General features: G+C 64.1%; 15 protein-coding genes. All 15 read right to left on the bottom strand.

Translation table 11 applies throughout. The annotated features are described in order from the left end of the window. Nucleotide 1: 1 nt before the first annotated feature. Entirely contained in the window at nt 2-1,132 is a 1,131-nt protein-coding gene (locus IB234_RS05550) for an O-antigen ligase family protein (protein ID WP_192315127.1), read from the bottom strand. Nucleotides 1,133-1,154: 22 nt separating this feature from the next. Then, a complete protein-coding gene (locus IB234_RS23905) occupies nt 1,155-1,895 on the bottom strand; it encodes a glycosyltransferase family 25 protein (protein ID WP_225580247.1) in 741 nt (246 codons plus the stop codon). Between the two features lie 2 nt (nt 1,896-1,897). Continuing rightward, nucleotides 1,898-3,172: a capsule biosynthesis protein gene (locus IB234_RS23900; protein ID WP_225580245.1), complete on the bottom strand. Its 1,275-nt coding sequence runs from the start codon at nt 3,170-3,172 to the stop codon at nt 1,898-1,900. Nucleotides 3,173-3,174: 2 nt separating this feature from the next. Then, nucleotides 3,175-4,305 carry a glycosyltransferase gene (locus IB234_RS05540; RefSeq protein ID WP_192315125.1) on the bottom strand — a complete coding sequence of 377 codons (1,131 nt, stop codon included), beginning with the start codon at nt 4,303-4,305 and terminating at the stop codon, nt 3,175-3,177. After that, nucleotides 4,292-6,046, bottom strand: coding sequence for a carbamoyltransferase (locus IB234_RS05535; RefSeq protein WP_192315123.1), 1,755 nt, complete (start codon nt 6,044-6,046; stop codon nt 4,292-4,294). The genes IB234_RS05540 and IB234_RS05535 overlap by 14 nt, the downstream gene beginning before the upstream one ends. Before the next feature lie 157 nt (nt 6,047-6,203). Next, nucleotides 6,204-7,625, bottom strand: a complete 1,422-nt coding sequence (locus IB234_RS05530) for a lipopolysaccharide kinase InaA family protein (protein ID WP_192315121.1) — start codon at nt 7,623-7,625, stop codon at nt 6,204-6,206. After that, nucleotides 7,625-8,368, bottom strand: a complete 744-nt coding sequence (locus IB234_RS05525; protein WP_192315119.1) for a lipopolysaccharide kinase InaA family protein — start codon at nt 8,366-8,368, stop codon at nt 7,625-7,627. The genes IB234_RS05530 and IB234_RS05525 overlap by 1 nt, the downstream gene beginning before the upstream one ends. Continuing rightward, nucleotides 8,365-9,099 carry a lipopolysaccharide kinase InaA family protein gene (locus IB234_RS05520; protein ID WP_192315117.1) on the bottom strand — a complete coding sequence of 245 codons (735 nt, stop codon included), beginning with the start codon at nt 9,097-9,099 and terminating at the stop codon, nt 8,365-8,367. The genes IB234_RS05525 and IB234_RS05520 overlap by 4 nt, the downstream gene beginning before the upstream one ends. Next, complete coding sequence (locus IB234_RS05515; RefSeq protein ID WP_318651976.1) at nt 9,099-10,034, bottom strand: glycosyltransferase family 9 protein; 936 nt, start codon at nt 10,032-10,034, stop codon at nt 9,099-9,101. Before IB234_RS05515 ends, IB234_RS05520 begins: the two co-directional genes overlap by 1 nt. A gap of 44 nt (nt 10,035-10,078) precedes the next feature. Continuing rightward, entirely contained in the window at nt 10,079-10,885 is an 807-nt protein-coding gene (gene rfaP, locus IB234_RS05510; RefSeq protein WP_192315112.1) for a lipopolysaccharide core heptose(I) kinase RfaP, read from the bottom strand. Beyond that, nucleotides 10,882-12,003, bottom strand: coding sequence for a glycosyltransferase family 4 protein (locus tag IB234_RS05505; RefSeq protein ID WP_192315110.1), 1,122 nt, complete (start codon nt 12,001-12,003; stop codon nt 10,882-10,884). Before IB234_RS05505 ends, rfaP begins: the two co-directional genes overlap by 4 nt. Further along, nucleotides 12,003-13,007, bottom strand: coding sequence for a lipopolysaccharide heptosyltransferase I (gene waaC, locus IB234_RS05500; protein WP_192315107.1), 1,005 nt, complete (start codon nt 13,005-13,007; stop codon nt 12,003-12,005). Before waaC ends, IB234_RS05505 begins: the two co-directional genes overlap by 1 nt. Then, entirely contained in the window at nt 13,004-14,041 is a 1,038-nt protein-coding gene (gene waaF, locus IB234_RS05495; RefSeq protein WP_192315105.1) for a lipopolysaccharide heptosyltransferase II, read from the bottom strand. The genes waaC and waaF overlap by 4 nt, the downstream gene beginning before the upstream one ends. Nucleotides 14,042-14,193: 152 nt before the next feature. After that, complete coding sequence (locus tag IB234_RS05490; protein ID WP_192315103.1) at nt 14,194-15,117, bottom strand: branched-chain amino acid transaminase; 924 nt, start codon at nt 15,115-15,117, stop codon at nt 14,194-14,196. A 38-nt stretch (nt 15,118-15,155) separates the two neighbouring features. After that, nucleotides 15,156-18,059, bottom strand: coding sequence for a bifunctional [glutamate--ammonia ligase]-adenylyl-L-tyrosine phosphorylase/[glutamate--ammonia-ligase] adenylyltransferase (glnE, locus tag IB234_RS05485; protein WP_192315101.1), 2,904 nt, complete (start codon nt 18,057-18,059; stop codon nt 15,156-15,158). Nucleotides 18,060-18,261 lie beyond the last annotated feature (202 nt).

The following is an 18,261-nucleotide window of genomic DNA, read 5'->3' as shown; positions in this document are numbered from 1 at the left end:
CTCACCGCTCCAACCGCCGCCCCCTCACCATCCAGGCCATGCAAAGGAATAGCGGCAGCCACATCGAAAACCACTCTTCCCTCGGCTTCACCCACGGCCCTACTCCGTCGGTGAACAAAGCCACCCCCGCAAAACACAGCAGGCAGCACAGTAGGCGCCCAGGTACCTCGCCGCGCGATCGCCATGCCTGAACCAGCGCATACGCGACAAGCGACAACCAGAATGCAAGGCCGACCAGGCCCAGGGTAACGGCGATATGCAGATAGAGATTGTGAGCATGCTCGTATGAGGTGTTCTGGGCAGCTATCGGCAAGCTATAGGTGGAGCCATATCCGAGCCCCAGCAATGGGGCCTCGCCCAACAGATGCAGGGCTTGCTGAATAAGCTCTGGTCGATAGGAAAAGCCACGTTGCAACAAGACATCAGGCCATGCAAACAAGGCGCCGGCCACCACGACACTGCAAATCACCGCGCCCCTGACGTCATAGCGACTAGCCCATAAGGGAGCAAGAATCACCACCGCAATCGCAGCCAGCCAAGGCCCTTTAGACTGGCTGAGCAGAAGGAACGCGAGCAGGCCCGACAACGACGACGCCCAGGCTAGCCCCCGTAGCCAGGCGGGCAGGTAGGCACGCAGGTAGAACAGCAAAATCCCCAGCACTCCCAGCAACTGGGACGCGAGTATCGGATTGGACGTCAGAGTGAGGCCCTGAGCACGTGCCTCCAGAGGGCGGCCACCGTAGCCATAGAAGTAGAAAAGACTGCCCCATGCCAGAACCCCGCCGATCAGCCCTGCCATCGCCAGCACGCGCCACAGGCGCTGCGGGTCCAGGCATGACAATGCCATGACCGCATTGGCAGCCATGAGCACATACAGGAAGATCTTCTGCTCTCCCCAGTCCACCCCAACGCGGCTCCATGAGGCGGAAATGGATGACCACAAACAGAAGGCCACCAGCAGCCCCCCTAACGGCTGCAACCAGGCTCGCCGTACATCACTCAACAACACGAAGCTGAGCACGCCTGGCAACCAAAGCAGCAAGATCACACCCTGCTGATAGAGCTTGTGCGTCGGCAGCAACAGCATGCCCAGAAGCCACCAGAGCATGCCCAGCGAGAGCCATTGCCTCATAACGGAGGCAATGGCTCCCCTCTCAAAAAAATGCATAGCGAATCCGACTCCAAAACCGACGCAGGGCTTTCCGAGTCTTGAACTCCGGCCTGCGCACTACCGACTCGATATCGCTCATATCCAGCAAACGTTGATAAGCAATGACAGGCTCGACGAGAAAACTATCCACCTGAGGGTGCAAGACTTCCGAGTAATACCAGTCAACTGGCAGAGAGGAACCCTCCGCTTCCGCGAGAATGCGTGAATACAAGCGCTCGTGAACCAAATAGGCATGGCCAAGGCGGATACGTCCGGCATCCCAGAGGTTGGCCGAAAAGCGACGAAAACGCCCCCCCTTCTTGAAGGTGCCACCCAAGTAGATCATCCCCCAATCGCGTCCATCCAATTGACGAGCTACCTGCTTCAGCACTGGAAGCGTATAGGACTCAAACTCGCAGTCATCTTCCAAAATCAGAACATGAGGCCATCCCTCAGCCTGGGCCATACGGATGACAGCCAAATGGCTCTGCAGACACCCCCAGGTCGCGCGAAGCTTGCCCGCAAGCGCCTCGGTATCGCCGTCAACGCATTGCAGGAATGCACGAAGGCCAGCCAACTCCGGCTGATCGACCACGTCCATGGGCGGGCGCACGGCCGAGAAACGCTGCACATCCCCTGCCACACTCAAGCGAGCGAATTGCCGCTGCATGGACTCCCAGCGATCGGGGCGAGAATCGAGATTGATAACTCGAACATGCTCAAAAAATGGCCAGGGCTGAGCCATCGCTACTCCTCCGACTCAGTAGAACACAGGGCAACTCTCTCGATTTCGGCAGGCAAGCCACCACCCAACAACAACGATTCGAGCGCATTGATATTGCATCCAAGCCCTTGGGTACCATGAGCGAGATGGTACTCCGCGAAGTCACGAGAGGCCTGCAGTGCCCGCTGCAAGCGCTGTTGCACCGCGTCCAGGCGGCTCCCGAAACTGTTCAGCGACTCTGCCGGAGGACCGAAGAAGCGCTCCTGCTCGAATATGTCCTCATCGCTGCCCGCATTGGCATAGATGATGGCCCGACGCGCCAGTGCCGCCTCGATTACCGCGTTGGACATGATGTTGACCACTACTGAAGCACGCCCCAACGACTGCGCCAGGGTGTACTCCGGCCCCAGCACCTCGACTGAATCCAACTGCTCTGCAGCTCGCCGCCAGAACGGCACACCGCTTCGCGGGTGCGGCCTGATCAGAACTCGGTACTCGGGATGAGCCGCAATCCAGGCACATAAGAACTCATACGTGGCCCTGTACCCCGGCTCCTTCTCTTTGTCAGGTCCGACGCCGAGCACCAGCAACACCTTCAACGCGGGACTTGCAGGCTCCAGGTCGAACTCCCGGTCGATCATGTGCGAACCGACAAGCGCCGCGATAGAGCTGCCGAAACGCAACTCGCGCGCCTGCAGCGCCTGCAGGGAACTCTGGCCGAACAGGAAGTAGTAGTCGTAGTCGTTCATGCCCAGCCGGCGCGAGCCCTCCACCGTGGTGGCATGGGCCAGATGTACCAACAGGCGCTGACGCGCATTGAGCGACAGGCGCAGGAAAGGGGCGTAGAGACTGCCGTTGCGGTCATTCAGCAGCACACGGGGCTGATGGTGCTCCACCAGCCACTCGGCATAGGCGGCAATACCGAAGTAACGGGTCGGCACCGGATGGGGCGGACGCTTGAGAAGGCGTTCGCGCAGGATCGTCTTCGGCTCCTGTAGCGCGGTCTCCACCAGATTGTGGCCACGTCCACGCAACCCCTCGATCAGCAGCTTCTTGCGCTGAAACTTGATGACCTTGGGCGCCGATTGCAGCAGCAGGAAGTCGCAGGGCTCGACCTTGACGGACTCGGCGAGACACCCTTTTGCACGTACGCCGAACCACCAGTCACTCAGCGCCTCGCGAGTGAAGCGCAGCGCACTGCCGAGCAGGCCGTGACGCTCACGCAGCAGCAGCCAGCGGTAGCGGTCCAGAGCACGGGCCTTGGAGGCCCAAGGGTTGGCGACTGCATTCTGCGTCATGTTCAGCCCAGCATGGCGCGCATGGGGAGGGACCAGAAGTGCTCGCGCACCGCCTGGTCGGAGAAGCGCTGCAGCAGGCGCTCCTGCATGCGCTGGCGCAGCGCGTGCAGATCGCCGATCTGTGCCTGACGCTCAAGGGCTTCGGCCAGCCCACTCACAGCGCCGAGCGGAAACAGCTCGCCGATGCCCTGCACCACCTCGCGCCCGCCGCCGCAGTCGGTGCCGATCACCGGCACCTCGGCGGCCATGGCCTCCAACAGCACCATGCCAAAGGGCTCATGATCGGAGCTCAGGACGAACAGATCGAAGGCCTTGAAGTAGCGCCGGCCACCAGCCACCTGGCCGAGGAAGCGCACCGAATCAATCACGCCCAACTCGGCGGCCAGCACCTTGAGCGAAGCTTCCAGCTTGCCGCTGCCCATGATCGCCAGCAGGCTGCCGGCCGGCAGCCCGGGCAGTGCCTGGGCGAAGCCACGGATCAGGGTGGCCTGGTCCTTATCCGGATGCAGGCGCCCGACATTGCCCACCACCCACACATCCTGCGGCAGCCCAAGATGCGCGCGAGCCACCTCTCGGGACATCTGCTCTGCCTGCACCGCAGCGATGTCGATGCGGTTGTACAGAGTTTCTATGCGTTCGCCCGACCAACTCGGCAAGCAGGCGCGCATGTCGTCGCGCACCGCGTCGGAGACGCCGAGCAACGCCAGGCGCGCCTTGAAGAAGTTGGCGAACAGCCGGCGCGACAGGCGCCGATAGTCACCAAAGGCATGATGCACGCCGATCACCGGCAGATCGCTACCGAGCAGGGCGACGTACACCGGCTTGAAGCGGTGGGCGATGCACAGGCGGAAATCACGGGAAGCGGCAATGCGCTTGAAGTCGCGGATGGCCGCCAACTTCAGACCGCGCACCTGGCGACTGGAATAATCGAGGAAGACCACCTCGTCGGACGCAGAGCCGGCTTCAACCTCGGCGCTCGGCGCACCCGTCAGGTAGACAGTGCAGACCTTGAAGGGCGTACCGGCAAACAGCGCGGCGTACTGCCGCGCACAATCGAGGAAGGGGCCGTCATAGCCGTGGCAGAACTGCAGCACCCACTGCTGCCCGGCCCCTTTGACCTCAGATGCTGTCATACCAGTCCTTGCCGTCCTTGACCACGAGGATGTCTTCCATGATCAGGTACTGCAGGTCGGATCCGTAGAACATGTTCAGCGCGTCGGTCGGCGAGCAGATCATCGGCTCGCCGCGGCGGTTGAGCGAAGTGTTCAGCGACACGCCGTTGCCGGTGAGCTTCTCCAGCTCCAGCATCAGGTCATACCAGCGCGGGTTGAAGCGGCGCTCCAGCACCTGGGCGCGCGAGGTGCCGTCCTCGTGCACCACTTCGCCGACGCGGTTCTTCCACTCTTCGTTGACCTCGAAGGTGAAGGTCATGAACGGGCTCGGGTGATCGACCTTGAGCATCTGCGGCGCCACGGTGTCGAGCATCGACGGGCAGAAGGGTCTCCAGCGCTCGCGGAACTTGATCTGCTCGTTGATGCGGTCGGCCACGCCCGGCACGCTCGGGCAGCCGATGATCGAACGACCACCGAGAGCACGCGGGCCGAACTCCATGCGGCCCTGGAACCAGGCCACCGGATTGGCGTCGACCATGATCTTGGCAATGCGCTGCGCAGTGTTGTCGATGCGCTTGAACACCGGTTTGCTCGGGTGGCGGGCGCAGGCGGCGATCACGTCTTCGTTAGAGTACGAAGGGCCGAGGTAGACGTGTTCCATTTTCTCCACCGGCACGCCGCGCTGGTGCGAGACGTAGGCGGCGGCACCGACCGAGGTACCGGCGTCGCCGGAGGCCGGCTGCACGAACAGCTCCTTCACGTCGTCGCGGGCGATGATCTTCTGGTTCAGCTTGACGTTCAGCGCGCAGCCGCCGGCGAAGGCGATCTTGCCGGTTTCCTTGAGGATGTCGCCGAGGTAGTACTCCATCATCTCCAGCGCCAGCTTCTCGAACAGCGCTTGCATGCTGGCGGCGTAGTGGATGTACGGGTCGTCGGCAATGTCGCCCTGGCGCTTCGGCCCCAGCCACTCGATCAGCTTGGGCGAGAAGTAGTAGCCCTTGCCGTTTTCCTTGTAGCGGCGGAAACCGATGACGTTGGCGTAGTCGGTGTTGATGATCAGCTCGCCGTTCTCGAACTTGGCCAGGCGCGAGAAGTCGTACTTAGCCGCGTCGCCGTAGGGCGCCATGCCCATGACCTTGAACTCGCCATCGAGCATCTCGAAGCCGAGGAACTCGGTGATCGCGCCGTACAGGCCGCCGAGCGAGTCCGGGTCGTAGAATTCCTTGATCTTGTGGATCTTGCCGTTCTCGCCGTAGCCGAAGAAGGTGGTGGCGTACTCACCCTTGCCGTCGATGCCGAGGATCGCGGTTTTTTCCTTGAAGCCCGAGCAGTGGTAGGCGCTGGAGGCGTGGGCCAGGTGGTGCTCGACCGGCTCGATCTTGACCTTCTTCAGGTCGAAGCCGAGCTGCTCCAGGCACCATTGAATCTTCTTGTGGTAGCGCTTGTAGCGGCGGTTGCCCATCAGGATCGCATCGAGCGAGCGGTCCGGTGCGTACCAGTAGCGCTTGGCGTAGTGCCAGCGGGCCTTGCCGAACAGGCTGATCGGGGCGAAGGGAATGGCCACCACGTCGACGTCGGACGGCTTGATCCCGGCCTGTTCCAGGCAGAATTTGGCGGACTCGTAGGGCATGCGGTTCTTCGCATGCTTGTCGCGCACGAAGCGCTCTTCCTCGACCGCCGCGATCAACTTGCCGTCGATGTACAGGGCGGCGGACGGGTCATGGCTGAGTGCGCCGGACAGGCCGAGAATGGTCAATGCCACGGGAAAGCCTCTTGCAGCTACGGGCGGGCGAGCCGCCGCGAAGAAATGGTGGAAAGCGGGCACGGGGCCGCCAGAGAAAGCGGTGGATTATAGCCGCTGCGCCTGACCGAGGGTATGCCGCTGGGAAGCAGGCGGCTCGACCGATTTACCGCAGGTTCTAGAGCCGCGGCAGCCGAGCGTCAAGCAAAGTATGAAGAGGTGTTTCCGCAGGCCAGTTACGCAGGAAGCGCGCACGGTCACGCGCGTAAGCCCGGGCAAAGCCAGTCGTGCCGTCGTGCTGTCGCATGGCATCCAGATCGATCAGGCTCCAGCGGCCATCATCCCAGAACAGGTTATGGCCCTTGAAGTCGCCATGACTGATGCGCTCGCGAATCAGCGCAGCGAACAGTCGATCCAGGGCGAGCAACTCGTCCTCCGGCGGCGCCCCGTCTATGTACGGGGCGAAGCGTGCGATCAGATCCTCGCCGCCGCAGTGCTCGGTGACCACGTAGGCTCGCCCACGCAACCAGCACCAGCGCCGTTCGATCACTGCCAGCGGGCGCGGCGTAGCGATACCCAGCAGCTCCAGGCGATTACCCTCCATCCAGCTGTGCCAGGCTCGGCTCGGGCGCCAGAAACGCTTGAGCCAGTGCAGCCAGTTCTTGATGTTGTATCGCTTGACCACCAGTGGCCGACCGCTCAGCCCGACCCGGGCGACGGTGGCGGCGCCGCCGGTCTTGTAGATGTGTCCATCCTCGATGTGCCCGTCGATCTGCGCCAGCAGCGGCGCCAGTTCCGCCTCGTGCTCGCGGCGCACCACGCGCAGGCCGAAGGCCCCCACCCTGGCGGCAAACAGACTGCAATCACGCGCAGCCTTCTTCAGGTAGTCACGCAGCCGCCAGCGCCGCACCTTATCCACCTCCTTCAGCAACGCTTCCAGCGGCAAGGCATGCTCGGCATTGGCCAGCAGGTAGTGCACCAGCAGCTCTTCGATGAAGGGTTCCAGCTCGGCCGGCAGTTGGGCGAAGAACACCCCGAGGTTCTCCAGAACCCGCTGGCGCGACAGTGGCTGGCCGGCCATCTCGACCTGAACGCCTCCGCCATCGATCACGAACGGGCGGCCCTCATGACGCAGCAGGTTGTCCAGGTGCAGGTCGGCCTGCCATAGCCCCCTGGCGTGCAGCTGGCCGATAGAGCCCAGGGCCTCACCCAGTACCAGTTGCTGACCATCGGACAGCATCGGCTCGCGCTCTACGGTGCGCCAGGCATCCCACAGACTCTCGGCGCCATCCAGATATTCGAACAGCAGCCAACCGCCCTGCCCCGCCACGAAGCTTTCGGTCAGCAACTGCGGCGTGACCAGTCCTTGCTCGGCGAGCAGACGCGCTCCGGCCAGCTCACGCTCGAAGTGGCGCCCAGCCTTGCCTCCGACCAGCAGCTTGGCCAGAACCGTACGGCCTCGCCAGCGGGCCAGGCCGACATATCGCTGCCCTGGCAGCACCCGCAACAGACGCTCCAGCACCAGCGTGTCGCCGCCCAACTCCAGCTGGAGCGGAAGTGCAGGCTCGCGCCCGGCCTGTTGCAGCTCGTCCAGACGCATCAACGCGCCTCCTTATATCGGCGACGGGCGCCGAGCCGCTGGCTCCAGCGCTCGATGCCACCACCATCGCCCAGATAGGCAATCAGCAACTGGCGTACCTCACTCTCATTCCAAACGCTCGCCCGACGCAGCAATGGTTCCAGATCCTTGACCCGGTCGCGCTCCCCGAACAGCAAAGGGCGAGTCTTTTCCAGGTCAATCAACTGGGCAGAGAAGCCACTTTCGGCCTCACGCAGGAAGATGTGCTTGGGATAGAAGCAGCCATGCATCTGTCCCGCGCCGTGCAGGCGCCGTGCGAGTTCGCCACAGGCCCGCAGTATTGAACTGCGCGCGGCATCACCAAGCTGACTCCAGCGCGACAACCAGTGATCAAGGTCCTGCCAACCATCCAGTGCACGGGTCAGCAGGATGGCGCGCCACTCACCCGGTACTCGGCGCTGGGCGAAGAAGGCGGCCTGCAAGGCCGGGATAGCTAGCTCGGTGTAACGCCGGATATTACGGAATTCACGGGCGAAGGTGGGCTCACCTAGCGGATGCCGCAAGCTACGGGTGAGGTGGTTACTCTGACGCTTGAGGTAATAGGCCGCTTCCCCCAGGTCCAGACGGTAGACGCTGCTCCAGCCACCTCGCTCGGTATTGGGCTCGTCCACCGCCACCAGCTTGAGCGCCCACAGCGCATCGTAGTCCGCCAATCCATGGCGCTCGAGCAACGCCCGATCTTCCGCAGCGATGAAGTCGCTCATTCCCTACCCTCGAAGAACCTCAGTATCTGCCGAACCCGGCGCTTGTCATCGGCGCCAAGGCGCTCGCCCCCCTGGTACTGCAGGAAGAAGCGCAGGCGCTGGGAGCGCGACAGTACCTTGCTGGCGACCTTGTCCAGACAGGCCAGGTCCTTGACGATCCGATAACGCAACAGCGGTCCCCACCAGAACGAACCCGTCGGGCAATCGATCAGAAACAGCTCCCCCGCCTGGTTGACCAGCAGGTTGCGCCACTTCAGGTCGTTGTGGGCAAAGTGATGATCATGCAAGGCACGTGTCGCCCGGGCCAACTGGCGGCTGATGCCATCCACCCAGTTCGCATCGCTCAAGCGCTCATCACCTTGCCTGGCCATCTCGGCCAGATCACTGGTGCCCTCCAACTCCCGGGTGATCAATGCGCCACGCACGAAGGCGGCTCCCTTGCGCTCCAGCCCGTAGGCGACGATGGGCGCGGTGGGAATACCCCACCTGGCGAAGTGTTTCAGATTCTGCCACTCAGCCTTGACCCGCGGCCGGCCGACGTAGCGACGCAACCCCTTGCCGGCGCCGCTGTAGCGCTTGACGTAATAGCGCACGCCATCAAGTTCGATCAGGATCACCTCGGACAGAGGGTCCGAAGTCAACTGCCGACCTTGCAGCGCGAAAACCGACTCCAACGAGCCCAGCTCGGATTGCAGGGAGGAATACTCCGGCAAAAGCGTCCAGCCCGCCATCAGCGAGCCCTCCCCAGTTGCCGCGGAATCCGCCAGACCGGGATGAATGGCCGCCAGACATAGCGCCCCGCCAATTTGAAACTGGCCATCGGCGCCAGCACATGGTTGAGCTCGTTGAAACCAGGACGCCAGACGAAACGAGCATTCTTGCGGGTGATGGTGAAGCTGCGCAGCCCCATCAACGAGCCGAGATGACCGCCGCCCGAATCGTTGCTCACGACCACCGAGCAGGTGGCCAGGAAGTCCATCAGACCGCGTACGTCAGCGAAGGCATGCACAGGAACGCCCGGGTACTGTCCGGAGAGCACCTCACGCTCATGCGGCATACCGACGAACTCGACCAGCCACCCCTGGCGCCGCAGACGGTGGGCTAGCCAACGAAAGCCGGCAGGCGAGTAGTTCTTTTTCTCCTGCGGTGTGGTCGGGAAAATGACGACTCTGCGCGAAGCGTCCGGACAGATTACCGGGCAGTGCAGCGCGACAGGCTCGTCGGAACGAAGCCCATAGACACTGGCCCCATATTCGTCCACCCACTGCACCATGCTTCTGCCGTCTCTGGAGCGCAGACAAAGCGCGCGACTGGCACCCGGAATGAGCTGCTCGCCCACCCGGACTTCACGCCCATCGATGCCCAGCGCCGATGGCAGCTTCTTGGCCGTGACGAAGGCGATATTGCCCACTTCCAGCACGCGGGCCACGTGTGCCGCGTCGTCGCCAAGCCAGTTGACGTAGCTGATGAGCAAATCGCTCTGAGCGGCGAGCGCCAGAAGATCCACATCATGTCCAGGCTCTACCTGCAGCCAATCGAAATACTCACGGGCCGGGTGCAAGGCTCGCGCGACGAAACGCACGTGTGCGCCGGCCACATGGAACAGCCAGGCGAGTCGCAGGTAGATGGTCACATCACCCAAGGCCGTGCAGGGCACGATCGTCACACGTTTGCTTCGCCAATCCATGTGCATCAATGGTACGTCCCCTGTCAAAGCGCATCCCCGTAGCGCTGCTTGCGTTCGTAGAGTTTGTCCGCCTTGCGCTCCAGCCACGCCAGTAGAGCGGACTCGTCGCGCAGGATGTCGCGCAGAGGCTTCTGGAAATAGCGGTGCAGGAAACGCAGCTTGTCGCGGCCTGTCAGGCCTATGTCCAGTGCCGAGAAATACAGCGCTGCCAGATCCTTGTTGCGCCAGCGGGTTGGCGTGGCGCCGCGAACCTGGGCCCGGTGCAGATCGATCACCGACAGACGGAAGTCGTCGGCCGTCACCGGCTTGTCGGTGTGCAGCAGGAAGTGGCAGATGTAGCAGTCGCGGTGGTTGACCCCGGCGCGGTGCATGTTGCCGGTCATCGTCGCCACCTCGGCGATCAACGTGCGCTTGAGCCGTGGGTCGGGCGGCTGCCGAGTCCAGTTCAGGGTCAGCTGTTCCAGGTCGATGGTCGGCGCCAGCTCCTCGGTGATGATGAAGGAATGCTGCGCCGCCGGATTGCTGCCGCGCTCGCCGTAGGCCACCGCGGTCATGGTCGGCACACCGGCCTCGGTCAGGCGCCGAATCGCCGTCCACTCCTGGCCGGCGCCAAGCACCGGCAGCTTGGCGCTGAGCAGATTCTTGACGATCTCGCCCCAGCCGATGCCGCGATGAATCTTGACGAAGTAGCCGCGCCCGTCGACCTCGGTGCGCAGGGTGCGACGCCCTTCCAGCTCGCGGTAGATCTGGCCCTGCAGGGCTTCGACGGAAGCAAAGGCGTCCTTCCCAGCCCATAGCGACCTGAACGGCTCGGCGAGGATCAGCTTCATACGCCCCCCGTCAGGATCACGTCGGCCGCGCGCTGCGGCATGGAATACAGGTCGGCACTGGCGGCGAAGGCCAGGCCATTGGCACCCCACCTCGCTCGCGCCGCGTCGTCAGCCAGCATCTCGGCCAGCATGCGATTCAGCGTCTCCTGCTCGAAAGGAGCAGGCACCACACGACCGGCGCCGGCCTCAGCAATGTAATGGGCATAGCCGCAGACCTCGCTGACCACCACCGGCAGGCCGGAAACCACCGCCTCCAGCAGCACAGTTCCGGTGTTCTCGTTGTAAGCCGGATGGATCAGCAGATCGGCGCCGAGCAGGAAGCGCGGAATGTCGCTGCGGCCCTTGAGAATCTGCACCTGGTCGCTCAGCCCCAGCGCCTTGACCTGCAGCAGGAAGGGCTTGGGATCGTCCTGGCCGATGGCGATCAGGCGGGTGCGTTTCTTCAGCTCGCTCGGCAGTGCGGCCAGCGCCTTGAGGCTGCGATCCAGGCCCTTGGTCTTGAAGCCGGAGCCGATCTGCACCAGCAGCAGGTCATCGTCGGCCAGCTTGAACTCGCGGCGGAACTCGGCACGAATCTCGGCGGCATTGGCCGGGGCGCGACGGTCAGCAGCGATGCCCGGCGGCAACAGATGGAAACGCGCATCCGGGGTCTGGTAATGCTTGATGAACAGCGGCTGCTGCACCTCGGAGATCATCAGGATCTCGGTCTTCGACTCCGGGGAGAACACCGCTCGCTCGTACTCGGCGAAGTGCTTGTAGCGACCCCAGCGCTTGTAGATCGGCGCGCGCAGGGTCTGCGCCTTGTCTTCGTAGCAGCCATCGGCGGCGTAGTAGACGTCGAGGCCCGGCATCTTGTTGAAGCCGATCACGCGATCCACCGGATCGCGCGCCAGATCCGCCGCCAACCAGGCGCTGAAGCGCTCGTTGCGATGGTGATTGAAGAACGCCTTGATCGGCGCCACCCGCACGTCGAAACCGGCGGGCACTTCGCCCTCCCAGATCGGCGTGTAGACGCGAATGGCGTGGCCGCGCGCCTGGCATTCCAGGGCGATGCGCATGAAATCGCGCTGCAGGCCGCCGAACGGGAAGTACTTGTAGAGGACGAAGGCCAGCTGCATCACACCGCCTCCTGCTGGGCCAGCAGCAAGGCGTTCAGCTCATCGCCCACGCGTTGCGCATCGAGGCCGTCAAAGCACGGCTTGTGACGGTCGCCCAGACCGGCGCCCGGACCGCTGGCGCACAAATGCACCTGGCCGCGACCGTAGGCACCGACCTTGCCGGGCAGGGTCGGGCCGTAGAGGGAGATGGTCGGCACATCGAGTGCGGCGGCCAGGTGGCCGAGGCCGGTATCCACGGCGACGCAGGCAGTGGCCCCGGCGATTACCTTGGCCACGCCGGCCAGATTCAGCTTGGGCAGCACCGCAGCCCCCTCGATGCCGGCGACGATGCGCACGGCGCGCTCGCGCTCCGCCTCGTTACCCCAAGGCAGGCGGATGGCCCAGCCCTGTCCGGCCATGCGTTCGGCCAGGGCGCGCCAGTCTGCCTCCGGCCAGTGTTTGCTGGCCCAGGTGGTGCCATGCAGGAACAGCAGATAGGGCTGCGCAGCGGCATCAGCCATGACTGCACGGTCCAGGCCGTAGTCGCCGATCTGCTGCGGCACCTCATAACCGAGGGCCTGAGCAAACAGCTGGCGCGTACGCTCCAGGGCGTGCTGCTCCTTGGGCACCGCGTACAGGCGATCATAGAAACGGCAGGCAATCGGCTCACGCGCCGAGTCGCGGTCCAGGCCGGCCACCGGCGACTTGGAGTAACGGGTCAGCACCGCACTCTTGAACAGACCCTGGGCGTCGAGCACCAGGTCGTAGTCGACCTCGCCCAGACGCTGCTTGAAGCGCTTCCACTCGCCGGTCTTCCAGGTCTGCAGCGGATGCTTGCGCCAGCGGCGGATCGCCACCGGGATCACCTGAGCCACGGCCGGATGCCAGGCCGGAATCTCGGCGAAACCCTCCTCCACCACCCAGTCGAACTGGATGCCGGGGATGGCGCGCGCCGCGTCGGTCAGCGCCGGCAGGGTGTGAATCACGTCACCGAGAGACGAGGTCTTGATCAGCAGAACCCTCATCCGGCGACCTCGACGGGGTCGGCGGCAAGGCGGTCCAGCGCCTCGATCACCGGGCGCGGCTTGAGCTGGCGCAGGCAGTTGTAGTGACCGAAGCGGCAGGTGCGGTCGAAGCAGGGACTGCAGTCCAGACCCAGGCGGACTATTTCAACCTGGTCCGCCAGCGGCGGAGTGAACTGCGGCGAGGTGGAGCCGTACACCGCCACCAGCGGGCGATTCAACGCGGCGGCCACGTGCATCAGGCCGGAGTCGTTGGAGACCACGGCGCCGGCGGCAGACATCAGGTCGATGGCCTCGGCCAGGCTGGTCTCACCGGCCAGGTTGACACTTTCCTCGCGCAGCCCCGGAATCAGTCGCGCGCGGATGCCCTCGCAGCCGGGGTGATCGCTCTTCGAACCGAACAGCCACACCTGCCAGCCAGCGCGAATCTTGATCTCGGCGACCTTGGAGTAGTGCTCCACCGGCCAGCGCTTGGCCTCACCGAACTCGGCACCGGGGCACAGGGCCAGCACTGGCCGATCCAGGCCTAGCCCAAACTTGGCCAGGGCAGCGGTGCGGCTGGCTTCATCGATCACCAGGCGAGGCTGCGGATAAGGCTTGGGCAGCTCGGCACCATCCTCATAAGCCAGCGCCATGAAGCGCTCGATCATCAGCGGCAGGTGCTCTTTATCCAGCTTGCGGATGTCGTTAAGCAGGCCGTAACGCATCTCCCCCTTCCAGCCGGTGCGCTTGGGGATGCCGGCGAAGAACGGCACCAGGGCGGATTTGAGCGAGTTGGGCAGCAGGATCGCCTGGTCGTACTGGCCGGCCAGGGACTTGCCGATGCGCCGACGGGTGGCGACATCCAGCACGCCATGGCCGAGTGGGAAGCTCAGCGCTGCGCGCACCTCGGGCATGCGCTCGAGGATCGGCCGGCTCCACTCGGGCGCCAGTACATCGATCTCGCAGCCGGGGTGGCGTTGTTTGAGGCAGACGAACAGGGTCTGCGCCATCACCATGTCACCGACCCAGCTCGGGCCCACGATCAGTATTCTCATCACGACTCCGGAAATGAGCGGGGAGGCTCACGCCTCCCCAGTCACTGCCCTGTTATCTCTTTTTCGTATGCCCCGAGCGAACCACGACCACTCAAAATGGGGCAATCATGACCAGCAGATGGGCTCCCGGTCACGATTCTTCAAGTCTGGTCTTATTTGACCAGGGTGCGCCACTCGCCGTGGGCACTGGTCTTGCCGGTGACCAGGTCGAAGTAGGCCTTCTGCAGCTTCTCGGTCACCGGGCCACGACGGCCGATACCGATCTGGCGACCGTCCACTTCGCGGATCGGCGTGACTTCGGCGGCGGTGCCGGTGAAGAAGGCCTCGTCGCAGATGTACACCTCGTCGCGGGTGATGCGCTTCTCCACCACCTTGATGCCGTGCTCTTCAGCCAGGGTCAAAATGGTGCTGCGGGTGATGCCGTTGAGGCAGGAAGTCACTTCCGGGGTGTACACCACGCCGTCCTTGACCAGGAAGATGTTCTCGCCCGAACCTTCGGCCACGTAGCCTTCCGGGTCCAGCAGCAGGGCCTCGTCGGCGCCGCCGGAGATGGCTTCCTGCAGGGCCAGCATCGAGTTGATGTAGTTGCCGTTGGCCTTGGCGCGGGTCATGGAGATGTTGACGTGGTGACGGGTGAAGGAGCTGGTACGCACCTTGATGCCGGTCTTCAGGGCTTCTTCGCCCATGTAGGCGCCCCAGTTCCAGGCGGCGACGATCACGTGCACTTTCAGGCCGGTGGCGCGCAGGCCCATGCCTTCGCTGCCGAAGAACACCATCGGGCGCAGGTAGGCGCTTTCCAGGCCGTTCTCACGCACCGCGGCGCGCTGGGCTTCGTTGATCTCTTCCTTGGAGAAGGGGATCTGCATGTTGAAGATGTGGGCCGAGTCGAACAGGCGATCGGTGTGCGCCTGCAGGCGGAAGATCGCGGTGCCGTCCGGCGTGTTGTAGGCACGCACACCCTCGAACACGCCCATGCCGTAGTGCAGGGTGTGGGTCAGTACGTGGGTGGTAGCGTCGCGCCACTGCACCAGCTCGCCGTCATACCAGATCACGCCATCACGGTCGGACATCGACATCTTTGCCACTCCTCAGTCTTCATCGGTTCAGGGAAAGGTCAGCTCAAGCCCAGCTCGCGCCACAGGCGCATCACGCTGCGCCGTTCGGCGGCGAACTGGTCGCCGCCAACCTTGCCCGGCTGTTTCTGCAACGCCTGCCGGTGGGCGGCGGAGCGATAGGCCTTGTAGGCCTCCTGCAGCAGTTCGACGTCGGCGGCGGGCATCAATCCCACGTCGCGCAGGCCGTCGAGAATGCGGATGTTGTCGGTGTAGCGATACAGCTCGGGATGCTGCCGCGACCACGCCAGGGCCGCGTATTGCACCATAAATTCGATATCGACGATACCACCGGCGTCCTGCTTCAGATCGAAGGAAGACGCAGCGTCGAAGGCATTCGCGGCGGTGCCGGCGGCTGTCGCAGGAGTACCCAGGTTGTCACGCATCTTGGCCCGCATTTCGCTGACCTCGGCCTGCAGGCCGGGCAGGTCGCGCTCGCGCCCGAGCACGTCTGCACGCACCTGCTCGAAGGCTGCAGCAACCCGAGAGCAGCCAACCAGCACGCGAGCACGCACCAGGGCCTGATGCTCCCAGGTCCAGGCCTCGCTCTCCTGATAGCGCTGGAAAGCGCCTAGGGAACTGACCAGCAGGCCCGCTGCCCCCGAAGGACGTAGACGCATGTCAACGTCATACAGCTGGCCGGAGGTAGTCTGGGTGGTCAGCAGGTGGATGATGCGCTGCCCCAGACGGGCGAAGAACTGCGCACCGTCGATGGACTTGGCGCCATCGGTCTCGGCCTGCGAGTCGCCGTCGTGGATGAACACCAGGTCGAGGTCCGAGCCGTGACCGAACTCCAGGCCGCCGACCTTGCCGTAGCCGACGATGATGAAGTCCGGATCGCACAGGCTGCCATCGGCGCGGCGCGGATTGCCGTACTTGGCCACGGTCTGGCGCCAGGCCAGGGCCAGGACCTGGTCGAGGATCGCCTCGGCCAGCCAGGTCAGGTAGTCCGATACCTTCATCAGCGGCAGGGTGCCGGCGATCTCCGAGGCAGCCACGCGCAGGCCGTGGGCCAATTTGAAGTGGCGCAGCGCCTCCATCTGCTGCTCCAGGTCGTCCTCGGGGATGCGCGTCAACCGCTCGCGCAGCTCCGCGACCAGCTCCGGTGCCAGGGGCGGCTTGAACAACCGCCCCTCGTTGAGCAGCTCATCGAGCAACAGCGGGAAACGGGTGATCTGCTCGGCGATCCATGGACTGGCCGCGCACAGGGTCATCAGCCGCTGCAGCGCACCGGGATTTTCGGTGAGCAGCACGAGATAGGCCGAACGCCGCGCCACCGCCTCCACCAGCGGCAATACGCGTTCCAGCACCAGGTCCGGATCTTCATGTTCCACCGCCTGGGCCAACAGACGCGGGACAAAGGCGTCCAGGCGCTCGCGACCGAGACGCTGCATGGTGCGCACTTGAGTGCCACCACGCAGATCGATCAGCCGCTTGAGCGCGGCAGCCGGCTCCTTGAAGCCAGCTTCGGCCAACTGGCGACCGGCCATTTCTTCATCCAGCGCTTCCTCCCACAACGGCAGCCATTCGCCACCGATACAGGTTTCGGCTTCCACGCCCTCTTCCTCGTCCGGGTCGGCGATGACCTGGCGGAAGTGCCACTCGATACGCCCGCGCCAGTACATCAGCCGCTCATGGAACGCGGCCCAGTCGGCGAAGCCCATGATGCAGGCCACCCGCGCGCGGTCGGTGTCGTTGTCCGGCAGCATCTGCGTCTGGCGGTCGGCGATGGCCTGCAGGGCGTGCTCGGTGTAACGCAGGAATTCGTAGCCCTCCTTCATCTCGGCGATGATCGGCGGCGGCAGATAGCCTTGCCCCTCCAGGATGTCGAGCACCTTGAGCAGTGGCCGTTGCTGCAAGCTGAGGTCGCGACCGCCATGGATCAGCTGGAAGGCCTGGGCGATGAACTCCACCTCACGGATGCCGCCGGAGCCGAGCTTGACGTTGTCGCTCATGCCCTTGCGTCGCACCTCCTGCTGGATCAGCTGCTTCATAGCGCGCAGCGCTTCGATGGCGGAGAAATCCAGGTAACGGCGGTAGACGAAGGGTCGCAGCATTTCCAGCAGCTGCTTGCCGGCGGTCTGGTCGCCACCGACCACGCGCGCCTTGATCATGGCGTAGCGCTCCCAGTCGCGCCCCTGGTCCTGGTAGTACTGCTCCAGCGCGTTGAAGCTGAGCACCAGCGCACCGGCCGAGCCATAGGGCCGCAGGCGCATGTCGACCCGGAACACGAAGCCCTCGACGGTGATGGCGTCCAGCGCTTTGATCAGGCGCTGCCCCAGGCGGATGAAGAACTCCTGGTTGTCCATCGAGCGCTTCACCCCTTCGGTCTCACCGCCCTCCGGATAGCCGAAGATCAGATCGATATCCGAGGACAGGTTGAGTTCATGGGCGCCCAGCTTGCCCATGCCGAGGATGACCAGGTGCTGCGGCTCGCCCGAGCGATGACCGATCGGCGTACCGAACTGTTCGCAGTGGCGCGGGTAAAGCCACTGGTAGGCGCCATCGACGCAGGCATCGGCCAGGTCGGAGAGGTCATGGCAGGTCTCGGCCAGGTCGGCCTGGCGGGTCAGGTCGCGCCAGATGATGCGCACCTGCTGGCGATTGCGAAAACGGCGCAACCGACGTCCAAGCTCCTCTTCATCGGCGCAATCCGCCAACACACACTGCAGTTGGTCACGCAACTCGCCTGCGGCGAAGCGCCGCTCTAGCTCGCCACTCGCCCCCAGCGCCGGCAGCAGCTCAGGGTTGCGCACGGCCTGTTCGTGAACGAAATCACTGAGCCCGCAGAGTCGTTGCAGCGCCTGCGCCCGCTCAGCCGGCCAGGCAGGGGGCAACAGCGCAGCGGCGCGCTCGGCAAGGGGTTGCAGGGTTGTCGGCAGGGCGGCCAGTGGCGGCAAACTCATGGTCTATCCTTGGGAGCGGGCAGCCAGCCCCGAATCCACCCAGGCGCCACTGCCCTTACTGAAAACTGTAGTTTTACTACTAAAGAATGTGTCCCGGGCTCTACAGATGCCATCGAAATGTAGTAAAACTACAAAAGCGACCACGAGCACCTTGGTCGACCACGACTTCACGTAGCGCGCCCAAAAAGCGTGCACGAGCCCA

This window comes from Pseudomonas sp. PDM16 (genome assembly GCF_014851865.1).
Classification (GTDB): domain Bacteria; phylum Pseudomonadota; class Gammaproteobacteria; order Pseudomonadales; family Pseudomonadaceae; genus Aquipseudomonas.
This window is presented reverse-complemented; position numbering and strand designations above follow the sequence as displayed.